Source organism: Pseudomonas sp. FEN, from assembly GCF_904067045.1.
Taxonomy (GTDB): domain Bacteria; phylum Pseudomonadota; class Gammaproteobacteria; order Pseudomonadales; family Pseudomonadaceae; genus Aquipseudomonas.
The window spans coordinates 169714-192500 of sequence record NZ_CAJFDC010000012.1; the positions used below are offsets into that span (position 1 = coordinate 169714).

22 protein-coding genes, 2 rRNA genes and 1 pseudogene (1 of these 25 running past the window's edge) are annotated in these 22787 nt (G+C 58.9%); 14 read left to right on the plus strand and 11 right to left on the minus strand.

Translation table 11 applies throughout. The annotated features are described in order from the left end of the window. Positions 1 to 14: 14 nt before the first annotated feature. From flgD to PFEN_RS12930, 5 genes are all read right to left on the minus strand, one after another. Positions 15 to 743, minus strand: coding sequence for a flagellar hook assembly protein FlgD (gene flgD / locus PFEN_RS12910; protein ID WP_191487213.1), 729 nt, complete (start codon positions 741 to 743; stop codon positions 15 to 17). 15 nt (positions 744 to 758) lie between these two features. After that, complete coding sequence (gene flgC, locus PFEN_RS12915) at positions 759 to 1202, minus strand: flagellar basal body rod protein FlgC (protein WP_191487214.1); 444 nt, start codon at positions 1200 to 1202, stop codon at positions 759 to 761. 3 nt (positions 1203 to 1205) lie between these two features. Continuing rightward, a complete protein-coding gene (flgB, locus tag PFEN_RS12920; protein WP_191487215.1) occupies positions 1206 to 1613 on the minus strand; it encodes a flagellar basal body rod protein FlgB in 408 nt (135 codons plus the stop codon). Positions 1614 to 1855: 242 nt separating this feature from the next. Further along, on the minus strand, positions 1856 to 2683 hold the full coding sequence (cheR, locus tag PFEN_RS12925) for a protein-glutamate O-methyltransferase CheR (RefSeq protein ID WP_191487216.1): 828 nt from the start codon (positions 2681 to 2683) through the stop codon (positions 1856 to 1858). 54 nt (positions 2684 to 2737) lie between these two features. Further along, complete coding sequence (locus tag PFEN_RS12930) at positions 2738 to 3664, minus strand: chemotaxis protein CheV (RefSeq protein WP_191487217.1); 927 nt, start codon at positions 3662 to 3664, stop codon at positions 2738 to 2740. Positions 3665 to 3743: 79 nt separating this feature from the next. Here PFEN_RS12930 and flgA point away from each other — a divergent pair, with 79 nt between their 5' ends. The 4 genes from flgA to PFEN_RS12950 all read left to right on the plus strand — a co-directional run bounded on the left by flgA (position 3744) and on the right by PFEN_RS12950 (position 6332). Next, positions 3744 to 4505, plus strand: a complete 762-nt coding sequence (flgA, locus tag PFEN_RS12935) for a flagellar basal body P-ring formation chaperone FlgA (protein WP_191487218.1) — start codon at positions 3744 to 3746, stop codon at positions 4503 to 4505. 151 nt (positions 4506 to 4656) lie between these two features. Then, positions 4657 to 4977 (plus strand): flagellar biosynthesis anti-sigma factor FlgM, encoded by a 321-nt coding sequence (flgM, locus tag PFEN_RS12940; protein ID WP_191487482.1) that lies wholly within the window; start codon positions 4657 to 4659, stop codon positions 4975 to 4977. 48 nt (positions 4978 to 5025) lie between these two features. After that, positions 5026 to 5493 (plus strand): flagella synthesis protein FlgN, encoded by a 468-nt coding sequence (locus tag PFEN_RS12945; protein WP_191487219.1) that lies wholly within the window; start codon positions 5026 to 5028, stop codon positions 5491 to 5493. A gap of 95 nt (positions 5494 to 5588) precedes the next feature. Further along, entirely contained in the window at positions 5589 to 6332 is a 744-nt protein-coding gene (locus PFEN_RS12950) for a flagellar brake protein (RefSeq protein ID WP_191487220.1), read from the plus strand. 66 nt (positions 6333 to 6398) lie between these two features. Here PFEN_RS12950 and PFEN_RS12955 read toward each other — a convergent pair whose 3' ends face one another. The 4 genes from PFEN_RS12955 to PFEN_RS12970 all read right to left on the minus strand — a co-directional run bounded on the left by PFEN_RS12955 (position 6399) and on the right by PFEN_RS12970 (position 11581). After that, entirely contained in the window at positions 6399 to 7739 is a 1341-nt protein-coding gene (locus PFEN_RS12955) for an MFS transporter (RefSeq protein WP_191487221.1), read from the minus strand. A 72-nt stretch (positions 7740 to 7811) separates the two neighbouring features. Beyond that, entirely contained in the window at positions 7812 to 9053 is a 1242-nt protein-coding gene (locus PFEN_RS12960; RefSeq protein ID WP_191487483.1) for a glutamine synthetase family protein, read from the minus strand. Between the two features lie 234 nt (positions 9054 to 9287). Beyond that, the gene (locus PFEN_RS12965; protein WP_191487222.1) at positions 9288 to 9980 is read right to left on the minus strand and encodes a sensor histidine kinase; all 693 of its coding nucleotides are present in this window, start codon (positions 9978 to 9980) and stop codon (positions 9288 to 9290) included. Further along, complete coding sequence (locus PFEN_RS12970; protein ID WP_191487223.1) at positions 9977 to 11581, minus strand: tetratricopeptide repeat-containing response regulator; 1605 nt, start codon at positions 11579 to 11581, stop codon at positions 9977 to 9979. The genes PFEN_RS12965 and PFEN_RS12970 overlap by 4 nt, the downstream gene beginning before the upstream one ends. A gap of 347 nt (positions 11582 to 11928) precedes the next feature. On the opposite strand from PFEN_RS12970, the gene PFEN_RS12975 reads away from it, so the two are divergent. The 10 genes and pseudogenes from PFEN_RS12975 (at position 11929) to PFEN_RS13015 (ending at position 21195) form a co-directional block, all read left to right on the plus strand. Further along, positions 11929 to 12069 carry a hypothetical protein gene (locus PFEN_RS12975; protein ID WP_191487224.1) on the plus strand — a complete coding sequence of 47 codons (141 nt, stop codon included), beginning with the start codon at positions 11929 to 11931 and terminating at the stop codon, positions 12067 to 12069. 420 nt (positions 12070 to 12489) lie between these two features. Further along, positions 12490 to 13209 (plus strand): annotated as a pseudogene (locus PFEN_RS31465) (cache domain-containing protein); the annotation flags it as partial. Between the two features lie 105 nt (positions 13210 to 13314). Beyond that, positions 13315 to 14067 carry a methyl-accepting chemotaxis protein gene (locus PFEN_RS31470; RefSeq protein WP_412071439.1) on the plus strand — a complete coding sequence of 251 codons (753 nt, stop codon included), beginning with the start codon at positions 13315 to 13317 and terminating at the stop codon, positions 14065 to 14067. A 188-nt stretch (positions 14068 to 14255) separates the two neighbouring features. Then, a complete protein-coding gene (pstS, locus tag PFEN_RS12985) occupies positions 14256 to 15272 on the plus strand; it encodes a phosphate ABC transporter substrate-binding protein PstS (protein ID WP_191487225.1) in 1017 nt (338 codons plus the stop codon). 103 nt (positions 15273 to 15375) lie between these two features. Continuing rightward, positions 15376 to 16344, plus strand: coding sequence for a phosphate ABC transporter permease subunit PstC (gene pstC, locus PFEN_RS12990; RefSeq protein ID WP_412071440.1), 969 nt, complete (start codon positions 15376 to 15378; stop codon positions 16342 to 16344). Next, positions 16341 to 17213 carry a phosphate ABC transporter permease PstA gene (gene pstA / locus PFEN_RS12995; RefSeq protein ID WP_191487227.1) on the plus strand — a complete coding sequence of 291 codons (873 nt, stop codon included), beginning with the start codon at positions 16341 to 16343 and terminating at the stop codon, positions 17211 to 17213. The genes pstC and pstA overlap by 4 nt, the downstream gene beginning before the upstream one ends. Beyond that, positions 17213 to 17992: a phosphate ABC transporter ATP-binding protein PstB gene (gene pstB / locus PFEN_RS13000; protein ID WP_191487228.1), complete on the plus strand. Its 780-nt coding sequence runs from the start codon at positions 17213 to 17215 to the stop codon at positions 17990 to 17992. Before pstA ends, pstB begins: the two co-directional genes overlap by 1 nt. Before the next feature lie 241 nt (positions 17993 to 18233). Continuing rightward, positions 18234 to 19007: an SDR family oxidoreductase gene (locus PFEN_RS13005; RefSeq protein ID WP_191487229.1), complete on the plus strand. Its 774-nt coding sequence runs from the start codon at positions 18234 to 18236 to the stop codon at positions 19005 to 19007. Positions 19008 to 19080: 73 nt separating this feature from the next. Beyond that, positions 19081 to 20283: a low temperature requirement protein A gene (locus tag PFEN_RS13010; protein ID WP_191487230.1), complete on the plus strand. Its 1203-nt coding sequence runs from the start codon at positions 19081 to 19083 to the stop codon at positions 20281 to 20283. A 6-nt stretch (positions 20284 to 20289) separates the two neighbouring features. Beyond that, positions 20290 to 21195 (plus strand): LysR family transcriptional regulator, encoded by a 906-nt coding sequence (locus tag PFEN_RS13015; protein WP_191487231.1) that lies wholly within the window; start codon positions 20290 to 20292, stop codon positions 21193 to 21195. Between the two features lie 123 nt (positions 21196 to 21318). Here the strand turns inward: PFEN_RS13015 and rrf are convergent. Both rrf and PFEN_RS13025 read right to left on the minus strand, forming a co-directional pair. Then, positions 21319 to 21434, minus strand: a 5S ribosomal RNA gene (rrf, locus tag PFEN_RS13020). A 171-nt stretch (positions 21435 to 21605) separates the two neighbouring features. Further along, a 23S ribosomal RNA gene (locus PFEN_RS13025) occupies positions 21606 to 22787 on the minus strand (it continues 1710 nt past the right edge of the window).

The following is a 22787-nucleotide window of genomic DNA, read 5'->3' on the forward strand; positions in this document are numbered from 1 at the left end:
GTGTTGGTCGGCTCTTACAGGCCAATGGTCTGGACTTTGGACAGAGCAATACTGCCCAGGCCCGCCAGGTTGAGCATCATTTCGCCGCCGTTCTGGCCCAGGGTCACGCTGCTGACCGTAGCCGGCAGGTTGGTCGTGAGCGCCGTCGACGTACCGCTGATCGTCGCGGCGGCATTGAAGGTGTAGGTGCCGCTGGCCAGCAAGGTGCCGGAATCGTCCTTGCCGTCCCAGGTAAAGGCCGCATTGCCCGCCGGCTCGGAGCCCAGGGTCAGGGTTCTGACCACCTTGCCGCTGGAGTCGGTGATCTTCACCGTCGCGTCACTGACAGAACTCGGCACCACCGCCGTGCCACTGAAGGTCTTGCTGGTATCGACCACGGCCTGGGTGGTCGGCACGATGACCGAACGCCCGACCATCGACGAGGCCTGCAGCGCCTGGGACGAGGTGAAGGAGCCAGCAATATTGTTCACACTGGTGTTGAGCGTCTGGATACCTTCCAGACTGCTGAACTGAGCCAACTGCGCGACGAAGGCACTGTTGTCCTGGGGGTTGAGCGGATCCTGGTTCTTCAGCTGGGTCACCAGCAATTGCAGGAACGCGTCCTTGCCCAGGGTCTGGCCGCCGGCGGCGCTGCTGATGGCATTGCCCAGCGCATCAGTACTTCCGGTAGTCGCCTTCTTGGAGTTGGCAACGATCGTATCAAGTGTCGTATTGCCGCTCGACGTAGTGCTGGAAACCGTCATAGGAATCGTCCCTTATCACTGACCGAGGGTCAGGACCTTCTGCATCATGGTTTTGGCGGTGCTCATAATGTCCGCATTGGTCTGGAACGAGCGGCTGGCGGAAATCATGTCGGCCATTTCCTGAACCACGTTGACGTTCGGGTAATAGACATAGCCGTTGGCGTCCGCCGCCGGATGGTTCGGTTCATAACGGGCTTCAAGGTTGCTGGGATCCTCGACCACGCCCATGACCTGAACGCCGGCACCGGCACCGTCCTGGTTCTGGAACAGCGAGTTGTCCGTCTGGCCTTGGCCGTTCTGGAACATGGTGGCGAACACCGGATGCCGGGCGCGATAGGTCTGGTCCATGCTCGACGAGACGGTTTCGGCGTTGGCGATGTTACTGGCGACGGTGTTCAGGCGAGTGGTCTGGGCACTCATGCCGGTACCGGCAATGTTGAAAACGCTGGACAGGGACATGACTTACTCTCCGCGCAGGGCTGAGACCAGCCCTTTGAATTTTGCGTTCAGCAGGGTAAAACTGGCCTGGAAGTCGACCGAGTTCTTCGCATAGTTCGATTGCTCGATCTGCGCGTCCACGGTGTTCTGGTCGAGCGATGGCTGCGTCGGCGTGCGGTACTGCAGCGTGGCATCACCGTTGCTCAGGCCCTCGGCTTCGATATGGCGACTGTTGGTGGTGTTCAACGCAAAGCTGCCGTTCTTGACCTTGTCGCTCTGCTCGGCGAGCACCGAGGAGAAATCCATGTCCCGCGCCTTGTAGTTCGGGGTGTCGGCGTTGGCAATGTTGTTCGCCAGAACTTCGGCGCGCTGGGCGCGGAAGGCCAGGGCTTGCTCATGGATGCCGAGCGCTTTATCGAAGTTGATGCTCATGTCGGGAAACCTTTAGCGGGTTGACCTGGTTTTGTGAAACCGGCTTTTCATTGCAAGTGACAAAGCAAGGCCCATGCCAATTTCTCGATGCTGATAAATCAAGGGCTTGCGAGCAGGTGGCGGGCGGCAATGCCAGAAAAGCGGCAAGGCATTTCCGCCGAGTGCCGGTAAAGCGGCAAAACCGCCGGGCAAAAAAAACGGGAACCCACTGAGGATTCCCGTTTTTTTGTTGTGCTTGCCGCTTACTTGGCCTGGTAGATGATCCCCGGGCTGCACTGCACCATCTGGTAATGGTCAGGCAAGCCGTTCAGTGCTTCCGAGGCCCCGAGATACAGGTAGCCGCCCGGCTTCAGGGTGCCGTGGATACGCAGCAGAATGTCCTTCTTCACTTCGGCGGAGAAGTAGATCAACACGTTGCGGCAGAATACGATGTCGAACTTGCCCAGACTCGCATAGCTGTCCAACAGGTTGAACGAGCGAAACTCCACCCGATTCTTGATCGGTGCCTTGACCGCCCAGCGTCCCGGCCCCTTGGGGTCGAAAAAGCGTTGCAGGCGCTCGGGCGACAGGCCGCGACCAATCGCCAGGCTGTCGTACTCACCGCTCTTGCAGTTGGTGAGCATCAGCCCGGACAAGTCAGTGGCGACAATCTGCGCACCGCCCTTCAACTGGCCCATGTTGCTCCGCTCGAACTCATCGATCGACATCGAGATCGAATAGGGCTCCTGCCCCGACGAACACGCCGCCGACCAGATTCGCAGACGCTGGCCGGGACTGGCCTTGATCATTTCCGGCAACACCTTGTTCTTCAGGACCTCGAAGGGATAGGTGTCGCGAAACCACAAGGTTTCGTTGGTGGTCATGGCATCCACCACCTGCTCGCGCAAACCGCTGCGTGGCTGGGTCTGGATCCGCTGGACCAGTTCGCCAAGGGATTTGAGCCCCTGCTGCTCCATCAGTTTATTGAGACGGCTGGAAACCAGGTACTGCTTGTTTTCACCCAGCAGAATGCCACAGGCCTTTTCCAGGAAGACCCGGAACTGTTCGAAATCCAAATTACCCGTAGACAAATGATGCCGCCTCTACAATCGTTGGTACCGCCAGGAACGGAGGTCCCTGGTCGTTTATTCTGCTGCCTTGATCCGGTCGACCACCCGTGCTGCCAGGTCATCGGGACGGAACTTGGCCAGGAAGTCATCAGCGCCGACCTTCTTGACCATTGCCTGATTAAAGACCCCTGACAGGGAAGTATGCAGGATGATGTGAAGTTTTTGCATGCGCGGGTCGTTGCGGATCTCGGCCGTGAGGGTATACCCGTCCATTTCCGGCATTTCGATGTCGGAAATCATCATCAGGAATTCTTCTTCCGGCTTCTTGCCCTCGTCGACCAGCTTGCGCAGGTAATCCAGCGCCTGCCGACCGTCGTTCAACGCCACCACTTCCACACCCACGGTCTGCAGGCAACGCGTGACCTGCTTGCGTGCCACCGACGAGTCATCCACCGTCAACACCCGCATCGACACCGCCCGGGCCTGGGTCTCGACATCGACCACGCCATGGGAGATGGATTCGGAGGTGGGCGATACCTCGGCGAGGATCTTCTCGACGTCGATGATCTCCACCAACTGGTTGTCGATCCGGGTCACCGCGGTCAGGTAGTGATCACGCCCGGTGCCCTTGGGCGGCGGATGGATCTCCTCCCAGTTCATATTGACGATGCGCTCCACCGACTTCACCAGGAACCCCTGGGTCTTGGTGTTGTACTCGGTAATGATCACAAACGGATTACTTTGATCCTTCAACCCACCCGACCCGGTGGCCATCGCCAGATCCAGGATGGGAATGGTTGCCCCACGGATATTCGCCACGCCACAGACCACTGGGCTGGATTTAGGCATCAGGGTCAGCTTGGGGCACTGCAGCACCTCTCGCACCTTGAAGACGTTGATCCCGTACAACTGCTGGCCGTCCAGGCGAAACAACAACAGTTCCAGGCGATTCTGCCCGACCAGTTGCGTACGCTGGTTCACCGAATCCATTACACCCGCCATGCCAGCCACCTCTCACCAAGCTTCATGATCCGACGCCTACTCGGCATTAAACGGCACGAGCCTTGCTTTTTATAGTGTTATGAAAGCACAAACGACATTTTTTCGACGCCTGACTTCACAGTACCCCAGATTGCTTTGGGTCTTGGCGGTTTTATGCAGCCTGAACCCCGGCGGTGCTGCCCATGCTGAGTCGGCGACCCTACCTGATCAGCTTATCGGCGTGACCCAGGGCTTTCTTGAGTTCACGGTAGAAGACTATCTGGCTACCAGTCAAACCGAAGGGCGCTACGAAATCCAAGTCAACCAGCTCGATCCCCGCTTGCGCATGGCCGCCTGCGACAAGGAATTGACAGCCACCCTGGAAAGCCCGGCCACGCCGATTGGCCGGGTTACGGTCAAGGTACGCTGCGAAGGTACCTCGCCCTGGACCGTGTTTGTACCGGCCCAGGTCAAGCTATTTCGCAATGTGGTGGTCGCCACGCGCCCGCTCAAACGCAGCGGCATCATCGAACCCGGCGATGTCGCCCTGCGCGAGCGCGACATCAGCCTGATCAATCAGGGCTTCCTGACGACCACGGATGAAGCCATTGGACAAAAACTTGTCCGACCAATGGTCATGGATCAGGTCATTACCCTGGTCCATCTGGAGCAGGCCGAGGTGGTTCGCAAGGGCGATCAGGTGGTCATCAGTGCGACAAGCGGTGGCCTGGTGGTCAAGATGCCAGGGGAAGCCTTGTCCAACGGTGGCCTCAACGAGCAGATCCGTATCAAGAACCTGAACTCCCAGCGAGTGATCAAGGCGCGAGTGACCGCACCGGGACAAGTGGAAGTCGCCTTATAGAGAACTGGCGCTAAGCAGCAGCTTTTCCTAAACTGTGCTGCACACAGGAGCGCCGCCGACACGAGCAGACTCATTCTCATATGAGCCTAAAGTTTCCCCGGGTATGGCCGAAAACAAGGCAAGCGTCCAAATACCCAGAGGTTTTTTCATCATGGTCATCGATTTCAGTCGTTTAAATAACGCCCCGTCACTGACAGGCAGTACGCGCACCAGCGCCAGCAAGGAAGCCGATGGCTCCGGCAAGTCCGCGTCCGTGGAGACTCCGGCCGCACCGGTCAGCCAAAGCGGGGAATCGGTACACCTCAGTAATGAGGCTCAGCAGTTGCAACAAGTCACTGACAAGCTGCGCGATCAACCGGTTGTCAACAGCGCCCGCGTGGCCGAGTTGAAGCAAGCGGTTGCCGATGGCAGCTACAAGGTCGACAGCAACCGCGTAGCCAGCAAACTGCTCAACTTCGAAGCCCAGCGCTAGGCTCAGGCCTGCGTCAGGCTTTTGGACGCTTAAAAACCAAGGCCAGTCATGCACGACAACACTCTGCTGCAACTGATCACCGACGATTTCGCACCTGCTCAGGACCTGCTTGAGTTGCTGCGCGCCGAATCCCAGGCGCTCCATGGTCGCAATATGTTCGAGCTGGAAGACATTCTGGCGCGCAAGCAAGCACTGATCATTCTGCTGGAGCAGCATGGCCGCAAACGCAGCCAGGTGCTCGCCGGTCTCAATTTGCCGACCAACCGCGCCGGACTGGAACAGCTCGCCGCACAGTCCAGCATTGGCGAGCAATTGCTGAGTCAGAGCGATGTGCTGACCCAATTGCTGGCCGAATGCCAAACCGCCAATGAGCTCAACGGTCGCAATATCCAGGTTCAACAAGCGACAACCGCAAACCAGTTGAAGATCCTGACCGGCGGCGAAACACCCGCCCTCTATGATGCGCGCGGCTCAACAGCGAAATCCGTGAAACCGCGTCCGCTCAGCCAGGCTTGAACCGGGCCTTGCGCGTGCTCTATCAAGGCGCGCAACATGCTGGCAAAATGCTAGCCTTTGCGTGCAGTTGTATTTTGTCTGGAGATTGATGAACCGTGTCCAATGCCCCAAGCGCGGATGATGCTCCGCAGCCACCCAAGGTGCTTAGTACACCTCTGGAAATTTCCGCCAACCTGCGGATGCTGCAGGAAAGTCATGACCCGCTGATCATCACCTTCCATGAGCGCAGTCAGCGCTTCCAGAGCTTTATAATCGACGTCAACCGCGAAGCCGGTACCCTGGCCCTGGACGAAATGATGCCGCGCGACGGCGAACGCTTCCTGTCCGCCGGCGAACCCTTCCGGGTCGAAGGCTTTCACGAAGGCGTGCGTATCGCCTGGGAACAGCCGCACCCCATGACCATCGACGAGAACAACGGATGCTACCGTGGCTCGATACCCGATGAAGTGGTTTATCACCAGCGTCGCAACGCCTTCCGCGCGGCCTTGAAGCTGACCGCGCTGGTCAATGTCGAACTGGGCGGCGAGAAGCTCAAGACACCGGTGAACGGCAAGTTGCTGGACATTTCCGCGACCGGTTGCAAATTACGCTTCGAAGGCGATATTTCCGACCGCCTGCAACTGGGCCAAGTCTACGAACGCTTCATTGCCGCCCTGCCCTTCGGCCCCATGACCGCCCCTGTGGAACTGCGTCACCTGCACTTCGAGGAAAGGATCAACACCACCTTTGCCGGCGTGCGCTTCCACAACATGAGCGGCCTGGTCCAACGCCAGGTCGAGCGTTTCGTCTATCAGTTGCAGCGTGAAGCGCGGCGCTTCGATAAAGACGACGACTTCTGAGCCACCAGCCGCCATGAAAAACGGGCCACCCTCATCAGGTGGCCCGTTTTTTTTAAGCCTGCCGCCTCAATTGCTCGACTTGTGCGCCGGCTCCGGGTCCGAGTCGTCCACCTCGGGCAGCACCTCGGCCTCGGGCGGTGCGGGCACGATGCTGTCGCACATCTGATCGAGCACGATCTGCTCATCGACCCGCGGGTCCAGCGCGGCCCCCAGCGGCGACATGGCTTCCGGCATGACTACGTGTTGCAACGGCGCATCATCGACCTGATGCAGGTTGGTCACCGCCTTCGGCCGGATCCGCCACACCAGCAGCAAGGCGAAGAAACTGAAAAATGCATAGAGCATCTGGCTGCCGAACAGCTTCATCAGGACACCGGCTACCAGGGGTCCGATACTCGCGCCGATGCCATAGGTCATCAGCAGCATGGCCGTCAGCGAGACCCGACGATCCCCCTCGATATGGTCGTTGGAAAAAGCCACCGCCAGCGGATACAGGCAGAACTGCAGCAAGGACACCACGAAGCCCGCGGCGAACAGTACCTCCAGCGGTGCATGAGACATGATCGCCAGCGGCAATGAAGCCAGCGCCAGCAGGAAAGCGCTGCTGCGAATCAACAGCGCCCGATCATAGCGATCCGATAACCAGCCCAGGGGCCACTGCACCAGGAAGCCGGCGAAAATGCAGCTGCCCATGAACAGGCCCACCTGCTCGGTGGAGAGCCCTTGCTGGGATGCGTACAACGGCGCCAGGCCGTAAAAGGAGCCGACGATAATCCCGCCGCCAAGGACGGTAGTCAGCGACTGTGGCACGCGCTTCATGAAGAAGCGCGGTTCCAGCGGCGCCGGATGCAAGGGTGCCGGGTGAATCCGCCGGGTCATGGCCACGGGCACCAGGCACAGGGCAAAACACATTGCCACCACCATCAGCAGCTCCAGGCCCAGGGTCGGGTGCATGACCAGGATCATCTGCCCGAGGATCAGCCCCAGGTAAGAGGCAATCATGTAGCCACTGAAGACCAAGCCGCGCTGCTTGGCTTCCGCCTGCTCGTTGAGCCAGCTCTCGATGACCATGTACTGGCACATCATCCCCAGGCCCACGATCATCCGCAGGAACAACCAGGCCGGCAGCCAGTCGATCAGGCCATGGCCGAGCACCGCCGCGCCGACAAAACCGGCACACGTGGCATAGGCACGAATATGCCCGACCCGGGCAATCAGCCGGTGGCCGATCTTGCCGCCCAACACCAGACCGAAGTAGTTGGCGGCCATCAAGGCCCCCACCCACAGGCCGTCGACATGCTCGGCGGCCAGGCGCAGGGCCAGGTAAGTGCTCAACAGGCCCGAGCCGATCAACATCATCAGCGAGGCGAAATACAACGCTCGAAAGGATTTCCAGATTTGGCGCATCGGCGTTCCGAGCGGCTCCTTGAATGGGGTATCGGGCTATCCGACAAGATAGCCCGAACGGGACGACTACAGCTATGCCTGGGAGGCCAGAACCCGACGCTCCCAAGGGGTGATTTCATCCAGGAAACTGGTCAGTTCCATGCTCTTCGACGCGATGTAGCCTTCGATGAACACGTTGCCGAACAACTCCCTGGCCAACTGGCTACGTTTCAGACGCTCGAGCGCGGCATGCAAGGTACATGGCAACGACAAGGCGTCCGGGACTTCGAACTCGCCCTGGATGGCCGGCGTCGGTTCCAGCTCGTGCTCGATCCCGTACAGGCCCGCCGCCAGGCTCGCGGCAAGCGCCAGATAAGGGTTGGCGTCAGCGCCCGGCAAGCGGTTCTCCACGCGCCGCGCCACCGGCGAACTGGCCGGAATGCGCAAACCGGCCGAGCGATTATCATGGGACCAGCAGGCATTGTTCGGCGAGGCAAAGGGGTGGCACAGGCGCTGGTAGGAATTCACGTTCGGCGCGAACAGCGCGGTGAAGTCAGCCAGGCACGCCTGCTGCCCGCCAATGAAATGCCGGAACGTCGCCGTTGGCTCGCCAGCGGCATCGCTGAACACATTGTGCCCACCGTCGATGCGCACCACGCTCTGGTGAATATGCATCGAACTGCCGGGGGTCCTGGCCAGCGGTTTGGCCATGCACACCACGGTCAGGCCGTGCTTGAGCGCGACCTCCTTGAGCAGGTGCTTGAACAGGAAGGTCTGGTCGGCCAGCAGCAATGGATCGCCGTGCAGCAGGTTGATCTCGAACTGGCTGACCCCCATTTCGTGCATGAAGGTGTCCCGTGGCAGCCCCAGGGCGGCCATGCACTCATAGACTTCACTGAAAAACGGGCGCAAGCCGTTGTTGGAGCTGACGCTGAACGCCGAATGGCCATCCTCGCGCCGACCATCCAGGCCCACCGGCGGCAGGAAAGCCTGGCTCGGGTCGGGGTTGGCGGCGAAGACGAAGAACTCCAGCTCGGTCGCGACCACCGGGGCCAGACCACGAGCGGCATAACGCGCGATCACCGCCTTGAGCTGGCCACGGGTCGACAGACTGGAGCTTTCGCCACTCAACTCATCCGCATCGCAGATGGCCAGGGCCCGCGGTTGCAGGCTCCAAGGCAGGCGGTGGATCTGCTCGGGGTCGGCGTTGAGCGCCAGGTCGCCGTCATCGCTGCCGTAGAAACGCGCCGGCGGATAACCGCCCATGATGCACTGCAGCAAGACCCCACGGGCCATCTGCAGGCGTCGCCCTTCGAGAAAGCCTTCGGCGGTCATCACTTTGCCGCGAGGTACACCATTGAGGTCCGGGGTGACACATTCAATCTCATCAATGCCGGTCAGTCGCAGGGCGAGTGAACGCTGGCCATCGGTCGTCATGACTCAATCCTTGTTGTTGTACAGGCCGCGAACGGCGTCCTGTACAAAATACGCATCACCCGTTCAGGATTTCAAGCAGGGAATACAGAAAAGCCTGACAACCCCCTCCCTCCACGCGCGCACCACCCGGAGTCAAGGCAGATAAAGACTGAACAACGCCCCACCCAGGGTTCCGCCATTGGCGATCTCGATCCGCCCGCGCACGCCGTTGCGCTCGTGCAGCCCGGCAATCCGCGCGGCAAAATACAACCCCAGGCCAGTACTGCCGGTCACCGGATTGATACCCTGGACATAATCGGCCTGGCGCTCGAGCATCTGCTCGGGATAGCCAGGACCGTCGTCATTGATGCTCAGCACCAACTGCTCGCCCTCTTCGCGAACACTGACCAACAGCGCATGACAAGCGTAACCGATAGCATTGGTGACAATATTGCCGACCACCGAACCGATCAGCTCCCGATCGAAGAACCCCAGCGGGCTGAAATCGTCTACCTCGCAACTGGCGACGATCCCGCGGCTGCTCAGCAGCTCCTGGCGCCCCGCCAGTTGCGCGCCGATAAAGTCGTCCATCTCATGGTAATCCGGACGTAGCGGCAGTTGATTGACCCCCAGCTTGTACAGCCCGAGCAACTGCACCAGCATGGTGTTGAGATGTGCGAACTCATACTCGATCACGCTGTGCTCGGGCGTTTCGCGCTGGACCTCGGGCAAACGCGCCAACCACTGGCCATGGGCCTGCGTCAGCATCGCCAGGGAGTTCTTCATGTCATGCACGGTGGAGGCGATCACCGTGGAGAAATCCAGCCCCTCGTGACTGTCGCTCATTCACCAAACGCCCGAGTACGCAATTTCTGATACCTCTCATAACGGGGGTCGCTGTCCGGCATCTTGCCGACCATTTTCAGACAGCCGCGACATTCCTCGAGCACGGCGGCATCGGCACTTTTCTGGGCAATGACGAGCAGGGCCTGGGCCGCGTTCAAGGCAATACTGATGTTCTTCGGTTGCAGTGCCAGGGCGCGCCGGAACAGGCCCACGGCTTCGTCCAGGTTGCCGCCCTTGTAGCTGCGCACCCCCTGCACGTTGAGATCGATGGCGGCCTTGCCGCTGCCGAGGATCTGCGGGTCGTCGGTCAGCTTGGCGATACCTTTCATCACCGTCGGATCGTCGCCGTAGATCTCCACGCAGCTCTTGAGCATCGAAACCCCGGCTTCGGCCTGACCCAGTTGCTGCAGTTGCTTGGCCACCAGCAACGCCGCCTCGGCGCTCATGAAGTTCTCCATGCCGTCCAGGCGCGCCATCGCCTGCTCGGTGAGCTTGTCGGCGGTTTCGGCATCGTTGAGCAACAGGCTGGTGGCTTTCATCAAGCGCGCGCGCACCTGCAAGCCCTGGTCGTTGGCGTTTTCCTTGGCAACCGCGCTCAGGGTCTGGTTGATCTCCAGCCGGGTGCGGGTGTCCAGTCCACGCTCGCTACCCTTGCTGATCAGCGCATGGGCCAGGCCGAGGTTGCTTTCCGGGTCCTTGAAGCGCGATTGCTCACCCTGGGATACGGCCTGGCGATAGGCCCGGGAAGCACTGTCAAAATCTTCGTTGGCCAGGGCCAGCTTGCCAAGCATCGACTGCCGACGTACCGCCAGCGGCGACAAGCGCACGGCCTCTTCCAGAACGCTCTGCGCACGCCGGGTATCGCCTTCCACCACCAGCACCTCGGCCAAGCCGTCATAGAGCGCCGGCATCATGGGAAAGGCTTTCAGCGCGGTCTCGTAGAGCGCCTTGGCCTGAGCGGTCTGATTGCGCTTGAACAGCAACTGCCCCATGCGCGCATAGGCCCAGGGCAACGGGCGGTCGGCAAGGATTCCGGTGAGAAAACGCTCCAGGGGCTCGAACTGATTCAGGTTCCACATCGCATCGGCGCGATAGCGCAGGCACAACGGGGCGAAACGGGTGTCCTGCTGGGTCAGGCGGGTGCAGGCGGCCAGCACCTCGGCCGGTTTGTCGCGGTCCAGCGCCTGCATGATCGGTTTGAGCAGATTTTTGCGCTGCACCAGTTTTTCGAGACGCTGGGCCAGGCTCGCGCGGTTGAACGGTTTGGTCAGGTAGGCATCGGGTTCGTGCTCGAGGGCCGAGAGCACCATGGCCTGGCTGCTTTCGGCGGTGACCATGACAAACACGCTTTCATGGCTGATCAACTTGTCGGTCATCAGGTCTTCGAGCACCTGCTGGCCATTCTTCTTGCCATCGCCCAGATGGTAGTCGTGCAGCACGAAATCGTAGCGCTTCTGCGCGCACATACGCAGCGCCTGTTCCCCGGTGTCGGCGGTGTCCACTTCCTTGACTCCCAGCTCCCGCAGCATCGACCTGACTGAACTGCGGAAATCGGAGAAATCGTCGACGATAAGAAAGTTTTTTTGGTGGTACGCCAGCATCGAGATTCCTGTCATGGGAAATAGAAGATGAGCCCGTGGGCAATTACCGGAGCGGGTTCAGCTTCCCTGCCACTTTCGCGCGCAAATAATAACTAAAGGCGATTTGCCATCAACCAACTTTACAGCATCGTACAAAATTGCAGGCAAAGCCCGACCTTTTGCCAAGCGTAGCGGCAAAAGCTATAGAGGCTTGATCGACGGCTTGAGACACACGATTGCCCCAACAGGGACGGTTTTCTCGGGCTATCCCAATCAGGGTATCGTCCGGTGTCGCAAAAACCTGAGAGCGGGCAAGCGCTTGCCAGCATCAAGCGCGGCGCCACACTGGCCTATACTGTCCGCTGCTGGTGTGGGAAATCAACCGCTGCAAACGCCTCGCCGCGCCCGCGCTCAAGCAACTGCAGGCGCAGATCATGGCCAGGACCGGCAAGACACTGAACGACGAAGAAGGACCGCGCCAAGGGTTGGGCTGCGAGGACGACAAGTAGGCCTGGCCGGATCTGCCAAGCCCCAGCCCACGCCAAACAGCAGACTACCGCCAATCAACCGCGCATCCCCTGCCAGCGCCGACCACGGCGTAAAGTCAAGCCAGTCGATGGTCATATCGCCCCTTCCCCTGAATAAAGAGAGTATGCATAGCCATGAGTAGACTCGATCGGCATCGATCTCCTGCCCTCACGAGCTGATTTCGTCCAGAGAGTGATGGCGACCTTTTTGAAAAAAACCGCTTCGCGGGCTGAATGATCAAGCCTGCGAGCCGATACAAAAAAAACACAATAAGTTTGCTCCTCGATCCGGGATTTCCTATGAAGTGGAAAATACGCAACAAGGTTCTGCTGCTATCCGTCATTCCTGCCCTTTTACTGGCTTTGATTATTCAACTACTGGCCTTTTCCGAACAGCAGGCCATGGGCGAGAAAAGCATCGAGCAGACGCGTCAGACCCTGATGAAAACCCGCAAGGACGAGTTGGTGCACTACCTTGATCTCGCCTACAGCACCATCAAGCCGCTCTACGAAGGGGCCGACGCCATGAGCCCCGCCACCCAGGCGGAAGCCCGGCGTAGACTGCGCGAACTTCGTTACGGCCAGGACGGCTATTTCTTCGGCTACAACGACAAGGGCGACAGGATTTTTCTGGCCGCGGGTCAGGACGATGGGAAAAATTTCTGGGACCTGAAAGACAGCCACGGCACTTATCTGATCCGGGAGCTGATTGCTGCCGCCAAGCGCGGCGGTGATTTCGTCACGTACTACTTCCCCAAGCCCGGCAATGACAGCACCGCCTACCCCAAGCTGTCCTACAGCATCTATCTGGACAAATGGAACTGGATCGTCGGCGCCGGGTTTTATGTCGATGGCCTGGACGCCCTGATCGCCGCGCAGACACAGCACCAGCAAGAAGCCATGGACGCCCTGCGCTGGAAGCAATGGGGCATCATGGGGGTACTGCTGATCCTGCTGAGTATCATCGCCGCTTACGTCGCCCGTAGCATCGTCAGGCCCCTCGGTTTGCTGACGCGCAGCCTGCAAGACCTGGCCAGCGAAGACGGCGACCTCACCCGCCAGTTGCCCATCGATGGCAACGAAGAGACCGCCGAACTGGCGGGTGCCTTCAACCAGTTCGCCGGAAAGATCCGCCACATGGTGTTGGACCTGGCCCGCTGCGCTCAACAGTTGCACGAGCGCAACGAGCAACTCAAGCAGAGCGCCCAGCATGCCGCCGATGCGCTGATGCGCCAGACCCGCGATGCCGAGCAGGTCACCCACGCCATGGAGCAGATGGCCCTGGCCACCCATAACGTCGCGGAGTCGGCGCAAAGTGCCGCTCAGGCGACCCGCGAGACCGATGAGCAGGCCCAGGCCATGCAAACCAACGTGAACGACACTGTCGATGCCATCGGCGGTCTGGCGCGGGACATCGAAAAAGCCGCTCAGGATATCCAGACCCTGGGCAGCGATGTGGAATCCATCGGCTCCATCCTCGATGTGATCCGCGGCATCGCCGAGCAGACCAACCTGCTGGCCCTCAACGCCGCCATCGAGGCCGCGCGCGCGGGCGAACAGGGGCGTGGCTTTGCCGTGGTGGCCGATGAGGTTCGCTCGCTGGCCCAACGGACCCAACAAAGCACCCAGGAAATCCAGAGCAAGATCAGCCAACTGCAACAGGGTGCCCGGGCGGCGGTCAGCACCATGCAGAGCAGCCTCGATGGCAGTGAAGTGGCGGTGACCAAAGTCAACGGCACCGGCCAGATCCTCGCCCAGGTGAGCAGTGCGGTATCCGAGATCAATGGCATGAACAACCAGATCGCGACCGCCGCGGAAGAACAGTCGAGTATCGGTGCCGAAGTGAACCAGAGCCTGATGCAAATCAGCCAGCACATCAACGACACCCAGGCCATCACCACGCGCAACAATGAAATGTGCGTCGAGCTGGATCAGCTGTCGCGGGAGTTGGGGCTGCTGGTCAAGCGTTTCAGGGTCTGATGGCTTGACCAGGGCGCTGGACACCCTCCAGCGCCCAATGATCCTTGGCAAATGAATAAATCTTCATTGCAAAATATTACCAAAAATCACCTCGACGTCATCAGACAGAAATATTTCAGGAATTTAATCGTAACGTCTCCACAAGTGGCTTCATGCCACTTAACCCCTTCCCTTGAGGTGTTGTCGTGATGTTGCTGACTAAAAAAAGCCTGTCTGTCCTGCTGGCGTCCCTCTGTCTGAGCGGTCTTGCCCATGCAACTGATGTGACCGGTGCCGGCTCCAGCTTTGTCTATCCGGTTTTGTCCAAGTGGTCCCAGGACTACAGCAAGAGTTCGAGCAACCGCATCAACTACCAGTCAATCGGCTCGGGCGGTGGTATTGCCCAGATCAAGGCGGCAACCGTCGATTTCGGTGCCTCCGACGCCCCGTTGTCCGCGGATGACCTCAAGGCCGGCGGCCTCGGTCAGTTTCCCAGCGTGATTGGCGGCATCGTGCCGGTGATGAACATTGACGGTGTCGCCGCGGGCCAATTGAAGCTCGATGGTGAGACCCTGGCGAAAATCTTCCTCGGCGAGATTACCGAATGGACCGACCCGGCCATCGTCGCCCTGAACCCAGGCGTGAAACTACCTGGCGGTAAAATCACCGTGGTTCACCGCTCTGACGGCTCGGGCACCTCGTACAACTTCACCAACTACCTCGCCAAAGTGAGTGATGGCTGGAAATCCAAGATCGGCTTCGGTACCACCGTGCCTTGGCCGGTCGGTGTGGGTGGCAAAGGCAACGAAGGTGTCTCCGCCTACGTGAAGCAGATCAAGAACTCCATCGGTTACGTCGAATACGCCTACGCCCTGCAAAACAAGATGACTCACGCGCAGCTGAAAAACGCCGCCGGGAAGTTCATTCAACCCAACGCCAAAGCGTTTGCCGCGGCTGCCGACACTGCCGACTGGGCCAACGCCAAGGACTTCAACCTGATCATGACCAACGCCCCTGGCGATGGCGCATGGCCGATCACGGCGACCACCTGGATCATCATGTACAAACAGCCGAAGAATGCCGAGCAAAGCCAAGCGGCCTTCAACTTCTTCAAATGGTCGCTGGAAAATGGCCAGCAACAAGCTTCGGCGCTGGACTATGTGGCTTTGCCTGACTCCCTCGTCAAGCGCATCGAAGGTTACTGGAAGTCTGACTTCGCCCATTGATCCAGCAATAGCTAAAACACCCCTTCCTCGGGCAGTCTTTGCCGAGTGAAGGGGTTTGTTTGTGAGCAGACTTCTGATGAACGATATAGTCCAACCTCCAGCCATGACCCTTTACGCTGGCGAAGTGATGAGTGATGCGCGCGCGACTCGCGATCATCGCCATGATCTCTGGTTCAAGCGCTCGATGATGGGCGCTGCGATGCTGGTACTGTTGCTCCTGGCGAGCATCGCAGCGTCGACACTCTGGGGCGGCAGCCTTGCGCTCAAGACCTTCGGTTTCGGTTTTCTTACCAGTACAGAGTGGGATGCGGTCAATAACCACTTTGGTGCCCTGGTGCCGATTTACGGCACCCTGGTGACATCTTTCCTGGCGTTGCTGATTGCAGTTCCCGTCAGCTTTGGCATCGCGATTTTTTTGACCGAGGTCGCACCACCCTGGCTGCGAATGCCCGTCGCCTCGGCGGTTGAATTACTCGCGGGAATTCCATCGATTATCTATGGCATGTGGGGCCTGTTCGTTTTCGGCCCGTTCATGGCGGAACATCTATCGCCCTGGATCAACGACTACCTGGGCGCGTTGCCTTTGGTCGGTTCGCTGTTTCAGGGCCCGCCACTGGGCATCGGCATGCTGACCGCCGGCATCGTCCTGGCGATCATGATCATGCCCTTCATCACCTCGGTCATGCAGGAAGTGTTTCGTAGCGTGCCCACCCCCTTGAAGGAGTCTGCCTACGCGCTAGGCGGTACCACCTGGGAAGTCGTCTGGGACATCGTCCTGCCTTACACACGCTCTGCGGTGGTCGGCGGTATCTTTCTCGGACTGGGACGGGCATTGGGCGAGACCATGGCGGTGACTTTCGTGCTGGGTAATGCTCAACAGTTCTCGGCCTCATTGCTGATGCCCAGTAGCTCCATCGCCTCGGTCATCGCCAACGAGTTCAGCGAAGCCTATACCGACCTGCATCGCTCGGCGCTGATCGCGCTGGGCTTCTTGCTGTTCATCGTCACCTTTATCGTATTGGCGCTGGCCCGACTCATGCTGATGCGGCTTTCACGCAAGGAGGGTGTATGACGAGCAATGAACGCCTCTACCAAATCCGCGCCTTCAAGAATCGGCTGGCGATGGTGCTCAGTTGTGGCGCCACGGCCTTCGGTTTGATCTGGCTGGTGTGGATCCTGATGACCACGGTCATCAACGGCTTTCAGGCGCTTAATCTTCGCCTCTTTACCCAGATGACACCACCACCTGGCGTGGAAGGCGGCCTGGCCAATGCGTTCTATGGCAGTGCCCTGATGTCGGCGATCGCCCTGCTGGTCGGCACACCGATCGGCTTGATGGCGGGCATCTGGCTGGCGGAGTTCGCGCGTCACTCACGCCTGGGCAACACCGTCCGGTTTATCAACGACATCCTGCTTTCGGCACCGTCGATTGTGCTGGGCCTGTTCGTCTACACCGCCATTATCCTGCCGTTGAACCTGCTGACCAATCACCAGTCCGGCTTCTCGGCGATCGCCGGGGCCCTGGCCCTGGCGCTCCTGGTGATCCCGGTGGTGGTCAGGACTACCGACGAGATGCTTCAACTGCAACCCACTACCCTGCGCGAGGCTGCGCTGGCATTGGGTGTCCCACAGTGGAAATTGACCTTGCAAATCGTCCTGCGAGCAGCGAAAGCTGGCGTGCTGACCGGCATATTGCTGGCGCTGGCCAGGATCACCGGTGAAACAGCGCCGCTGCTGTTTACCGCCTTCGGCAACCAGTTCTGGAGCAGCAATCTGCTCAAACCGATTGCCAGCGTGCCCGTCGTCATTTTCCAGTACGCCATGAGCCCTTTCGAGGACTGGCACTCCCTGGCCTGGGCGGGGGCGTTGGTACTGACCTTGTTCGTACTGATACTCAGCCTTCTGTCCCGTTTGATCCTTTTGCGCAATAGGTTGACTTGATGAATAGCCGTGACCTTGGCAACGAAAAAACCAAAATTCGCGTTCGTGGCCTGGAGTTTTTCTACAATAACCAACGCTCTCTGAAGTCCATCGACATGGATATCCCGGAGAAACGCATCACTGCGATCATCGGGCCTTCGGGCTGCGGCAAATCGACACTGCTGCGGGTATTCAACCGGATCTACTCGATGTACCCCAAGCAGGAAGCCCGCGGCGAGGTATTGCTCAACGGCGAGAACATTCTTGCCCCGGGCTACTCGATGAATCGCCTGCGTAGCCATGTCGGCATGGTTTTCCAGAAACCCGTACCGTTTCCGATGTCGATCTATGACAACGTGGCCTACGCCGTACGCCACCATGAGCAGTTGTCCCGGCATGAGATGGATGAACGCGTCGAGCAGGCCCTGAGCGGCGCCGCACTGTGGGACGAGGTCAAGGACAAGCTCAAGCAAAGCGCACAGGGCCTGTCGGGCGGTCAACAGCAGCGCCTGTGTATCGCCCGCACCATTGCCTTGCGACCACAAGTCCTGCTCCTGGATGAGCCGACTTCCGCGCTTGACCCGATTTCCACCGGGCGCATTGAGCAGTTGATTACCGAGCTGAAAGAGCAGTACACCATCATCATCGTGACCCACAACATGCAGCAAGCGGCACGGGTGTCGGACTACACAGCCTTCATGTTCATGGGTGAACTGATCGAGCATGATATGAGCGACACGATCTTCACCAACCCGAAAAAGAAGCAGACGGAAGACTACGTCACCGGTCGCTTTGGTTAACCCATCCGGGCATAAAAAAACCACCTGCACAGGTGGTTTTTTTATGCCTTGGATTGACTCGCCGCAGTGGAAGCCGGCTTACCGGCGATGGGGCACGGTATCAACGCGAACGTCGTTCGCCGGTGGATAGCGCTTTGATTGGCTGGCAATGCTGAACAGTGCATCCAGTCCGACCGTGCTTATCTTTGCTGATAGCCGCTCTAGACTGGGTCATACCTTTCTCAGCTCAAGGAGCGCTGCCATGCCGAATCATTCCATTAACGGCAAAGTCGTACTGATCGCCGGAGGCGCGAAAAACCTCGGTGGGTTAATCGCCCGCGACCTGGCTGGGCATGGCGCCAAGGCTGTGGTTGTGCATTACAACAGTCCTTCCAGTCAGGTCGATGCGCGCGCCACGGTAGCCGCCATTGAAGCCCTTGGGGCCAGGGCCGTGGCCTTGCAAGCCGACCTGACCACCGCCGATGCCGTGGAAAAGCTGTTCAGTGATGCAGTCGCGGCGGTGGGGCGACCGGATATTGCGATCAACACGGTGGGCAAGGTGTTGAAGAAGCCGATGGCTGAAATCACCGAGGCAGAGTACGACGAGATGATGGCGGTCAACTCCAAGACCGCCTTCTTCTTTATCAAGGAAGCCGGCAAGCATCTTAACGACAACGGCAAGATCTGCACTATCGTCACCTCATTGCTCGGGGCGTTCACGCCGTTCTATGCTGCGTATGCTGGCAGCAAAGCGCCAGTGGAGCAGTTCACTCGGGCGGCGGCGAAAGAACTGGGGAGTCGTGGTATTTCGGTGACTGCAGTGGGCCCAGGCCCAATGGATACGCCCTTTTTCTACCCGGCCGAGGGCGAGGATGCCGTTAACTATCACAAGAGCGCTGCGGCGCTGTCACCTTTCTCGCGCACCGGTCTGACCGATATTGAAGATGTGGTTCCGTTCATTCGTAATCTGGTCAGTGATGGCTGGTGGGTGACGGGTCAGACGATTCTGATCAATGGCGGCTATACCACCAAGTGACGAGCGATAAAGCGGTTGCAACCCCGTGATAGCGTGCTGATAGTTTCCCGAACCACCAAGCCATGGGGTCATTATGAGTGCCAACTCGTCTGCGTATCACCCGCTGCTTCGCCATCGTGACGGTCACCACGCACGGGTGACGTTCGAGGAGCTGTTGTTCGATCTCGTTTATGTATTCGCCGTGACCCAACTCAGCCATGGCCTGCTCCACCACCTGACGCTGCTTGGTGTGGTGCAGACTCTTATCATGTGGTTTGCTGTGTGGCTCGGCTGGCAGTACACCTGTTGGGTCACCAATTGGTTCAATCCGGAAATGCCCAGGGTGCGTGGACTGATCTTCGCCATGATGTTTCCTGCGTTGCTGATGGCGGCAAGCATCCCCGACGCGTTCGGCAATCGAGGGTTGGTATTTGCACTGGCCTATGTGCTGATCCAGGTTGGACGCACGGCCTATATCGTTCTGCATTTGCCCGGTGAACACCCGCTGGCAGCGAACTTCCGGCGCATGCTCGGCTGGATGGTGATAGCGGCGGTGTTCTGGCTGGCCGGCGCGTTTTTGGAGGGGCCATGGCGTATTGGCCTGTGGTTGATCGCGGTGCTATGCGAGTACATGTCGCCGATGTTCGGCTTCGCCCTGCCGGGACTGGGGCGTTCGCGCACCAGTGACTGGACCATCGAAGGGGCACACCTGGCCGAGCGTTGCCAGTTGTTTGTGATCGTCGCCCTGGGTGAAACGCTGCTGGCCAGCGGCGCCGTTCTCGCGGAGACCGATCATTGGGATAATCCAGTGCTGCTCGGTTTATTGACCACCCTGCTGGGCACTCTGGCGATGTGGTGGCTGTACTTCGGTACCGCCAGCAAAGACGCTATCCACTGCGTCACCGTCTCCAGTGATCCTGGGCGCACCGGCGCTTATTTCCACTATATCCACGCGGTTCTGGTGGCTGGCATCATTGCTACGGCGGTCGGCAATGATTTGGTGATGGCCCACCCCGACCAGCGCATGACCACGGCCTACGTGGTGACCCTGGTACTGGGGCCGATGATCTTTCTGTTCGCCAGCCTGCTCTACAAACGCGAGGTGTATCAGGTGATAGCCAAATCCCACCTCGCAGGCACGGTCCTGCTGCTGGCCCTTGTGCCGTTGGCCTACGCCACGGATCTGCTGATGGTCGGTACGCTGACCACTCTGGTGTTATTGATCGTATGTTTTGTCGAATGGCGAGTGGTTCGTCGGTTTCGTGCGAAGCAGGCAGGCGCTGTCATCAAGCATTGAAGGCCCATGGATAGAATCGAGCAATACCGCGTCTTTGTTCAGGTGGCTGAGCTGGGCAGTTTTATTCAGGCCGCGCGGTTGCTGAAACTACCGCGCGCCAGCGTGTCCGCAGCAATTCAACAACTGGAAAGCAATGCTGGCACCCGTCTGCTGCACCGCACGACGCGCAAGGTGTCGCTGACCACCGATGGCACCCAATTGCTGCTGCGCGCGCGTCAGGTATTGCTGGATATCGATGACATCGACCAGATGTTCCAGAGCCATCAAGAACAGGTAATGGGCCGTCTCGACATTGATGTTCCAAGCCGCATTGCCAGACGCCTGCTCATTCCGGCGCTACCCGATTTTCTGAAACACTATCCACGACTGCAACTGGGTCTGGGCTCCACTGATCGTGCGATAGACCTGGTGCAAGAGGGGGTTGATTGCGTGATTCGGTTTGGTACACCACAGGACAGCAGCCTGGTGGTGAAGCCGTTGGGTCAGGTGTTGCTGATCAACTGCGCGAGCCCCGACTACCTGGCCGAGTTTGGTGTCCCCACACAGCCTGCCGACCTGCAAGACAAGCACCTCTGTATCGGCTATATGGCCGCTGGGGGCGAACAGGAAGCACTGTGGGAGTATTGCGTCGACGGGGTCGAACATTCGCTGGCTCTACCCAGGCGCCTGGTGGTCAACAACGCAGAAAGCTACATCGCCGCGTGTTGCGCAGGGCTTGGTCTGATCCAGGTACCGTTGTTCGATGTTCAGCACTTGTTGGATTGCGGCGACCTGGTGGAAGTCTTGGCCGCCTACCGTCCCGCGCCCATGACCGTCTCGGTGCTTTACCCGAACCGGCGTCAGCGCTCTCGTCGGCTCGGGGCTTTCATCGATTGGTTTGCCACGTTGATGGCGCCGTACCTGAAGTGTTGATACACCCGGTTCTATCGAGGTAATAAGCCATTTCGGGGGGCGTGATGCCTGAGCACCCAACATTTCGACGCCACACAAAAAAAACCCCTGATCGTGTTAGCAATCAGGGGTTTTGGAATTTAATCTTGACGATGACCTACTCTCACATGGGGAAACCCCACACTACCATCGGCGATGTATCGTTTCACTGCTGAGTTCGGGATGGGATCAGGTGGTTCCAATGCTCTATGGTCGTCAAGAAATTCGGTAGCCAGGTCGTTTTCTCTTGCGAGATCACGCTCCAGCAAATGGGTATGTGACAGCTTGGTGTTTTGTGAGTCGCAAACTTTCGGTTCGTTTCGTCTTCACACACCGCAATCTGGTGCTCCTTCGCTCTTCAGCTGGAAGCCTGCAAATTGCTTGGGTGTTATATGGTCAAGCCTCACGGGCAATTAGTACAGGTTAGCTCAACGCCTCACAGCGCTTACACACCCTGCCTATCAACGTCGTAGTCTTCGACGGCCCTTCAGGGAACTCAAGGTTCCAGTGAGATCTCATCTTGAGGCAAGTTTCCCGCTTAGATGCTTTCAGCGGTTATCTTTCCCGAACATAGCTACCCGGCAATGCCACTGGCGTGACAACCGGAACACCAGAGGTTCGTCCACTCCGGTCCTCTCGTACTAGGAGCAGCCCCTCTCAAATCTCAAACGTCCACGGCAGATAGGGACCGAACTGTCTCACGACGTTCTAAACCCAGCTCGCGTACCACTTTAAATGGCGAACAGCCATACCCTTGGGACCGGCTTCAGCCCCAGGATGTGATGAGCCGACATCGAGGTGCCAAACACCGCCGTCGATATGAACTCTTGGGCGGTATCAGCCTGTTATCCCCGGAGTACCTTTTATCCGTTGAGCGATGGCCCTTCCATACAGAACCACCGGATCACTAAGACCTACTTTCGTACCTGCTCGACGTGTCTGTCTCGCAGTCAAGCGCGCTTTTGCCTTTATACTCTACGACCGATTTCCGACCGGTCTGAGCGCACCTTCGTACTCCTCCGTTACTCTTTAGGAGGAGACCGCCCCAGTCAAACTACCCACCATACACTGTCCTCGATCCGGATAACGGACCTGAGTTAGAACCTCAAAGTTGCCAGGGTGGTATTTCAAGGTTGGCTCCACGCGAACTGGCGTCCACGCTTCAAAGCCTCCCACCTATCCTACACAAGCAAATTCAAAGTCCAGTGCAAAGCTATAGTAAAGGTTCACGGGGTCTTTCCGTCTAGCCGCGGATACACTGCATCTTCACAGCGATTTCAATTTCACTGAGTCTCGGGTGGAGACAGCGCCGCCATCGTTACGCCATTCGTGCAGGTCGGAACTTACCCGACAAGGAATTTCGCTACCTTAGGACCGTTATAGTTACGGCCGCCGTTTACCGGGGCTTCGATCAAGAGCTTCGCGTTAGCTAACCCCATCAATTAACCTTCCGGCACCGGGCAGGCGTCACACCCTATACGTCCACTTTCGTGTTTGCAGAGTGCTGTGTTTTTAATAAACAGTCGCAGCGGCCTGGTATCTTCGACCGGCATGGGCTTACGGAGCAAGTCCTT

Bases quoted from the DNA above. Each gene is read 5' to 3' on its own strand.
- PFEN_RS12960 (WP_191487483.1), bottom strand. From the start codon at position 9,053: ATGACCGCCGAAGGCTTTCTCGAAGGGCGACGCCTGCAGATGGCCCGT.
- PFEN_RS13015 (WP_191487231.1), top strand. From the start codon at position 20,290: ATGGATAGAATCGAGCAATACCGCGTCTTTGTTCAGGTGGCTGAGCTG.
- flgD (WP_191487213.1), bottom strand. From the start codon at position 743: ATGACGGTTTCCAGCACTACGTCGAGCGGCAATACGACACTTGATACG.
- PFEN_RS31470 (WP_412071439.1), top strand. From the start codon at position 13,315: ATGCGCCAGACCCGCGATGCCGAGCAGGTCACCCACGCCATGGAGCAG.
- PFEN_RS12955 (WP_191487221.1), bottom strand. From the start codon at position 7,739: ATGCGCCAAATCTGGAAATCCTTTCGAGCGTTGTATTTCGCCTCGCTG.
- PFEN_RS13005 (WP_191487229.1), top strand. From the start codon at position 18,234: ATGCCGAATCATTCCATTAACGGCAAAGTCGTACTGATCGCCGGAGGC.
- flgC (WP_191487214.1), bottom strand. From the start codon at position 1,202: ATGTCCCTGTCCAGCGTTTTCAACATTGCCGGTACCGGCATGAGTGCC.
- PFEN_RS12930 (WP_191487217.1), bottom strand. From the start codon at position 3,664: ATGGCGGGTGTAATGGATTCGGTGAACCAGCGTACGCAACTGGTCGGG.
- PFEN_RS12945 (WP_191487219.1), top strand. From the start codon at position 5,026: ATGCACGACAACACTCTGCTGCAACTGATCACCGACGATTTCGCACCT.
- PFEN_RS13010 (WP_191487230.1), top strand. From the start codon at position 19,081: ATGAGTGCCAACTCGTCTGCGTATCACCCGCTGCTTCGCCATCGTGAC.
- pstB (WP_191487228.1), top strand. From the start codon at position 17,213: ATGAATAGCCGTGACCTTGGCAACGAAAAAACCAAAATTCGCGTTCGT.
- PFEN_RS12970 (WP_191487223.1), bottom strand. From the start codon at position 11,581: ATGCTGGCGTACCACCAAAAAAACTTTCTTATCGTCGACGATTTCTCC.
- flgA (WP_191487218.1), top strand. From the start codon at position 3,744: ATGAAAGCACAAACGACATTTTTTCGACGCCTGACTTCACAGTACCCC.
- flgB (WP_191487215.1), bottom strand. From the start codon at position 1,613: ATGAGCATCAACTTCGATAAAGCGCTCGGCATCCATGAGCAAGCCCTG.
- pstC (WP_412071440.1), top strand. From the start codon at position 15,376: ATGACCCTTTACGCTGGCGAAGTGATGAGTGATGCGCGCGCGACTCGC.
- PFEN_RS12965 (WP_191487222.1), bottom strand. From the start codon at position 9,980: ATGAGCGACAGTCACGAGGGGCTGGATTTCTCCACGGTGATCGCCTCC.
- pstA (WP_191487227.1), top strand. From the start codon at position 16,341: ATGACGAGCAATGAACGCCTCTACCAAATCCGCGCCTTCAAGAATCGG.
- flgM (WP_191487482.1), top strand. From the start codon at position 4,657: ATGGTCATCGATTTCAGTCGTTTAAATAACGCCCCGTCACTGACAGGC.
- pstS (WP_191487225.1), top strand. From the start codon at position 14,256: ATGTTGCTGACTAAAAAAAGCCTGTCTGTCCTGCTGGCGTCCCTCTGT.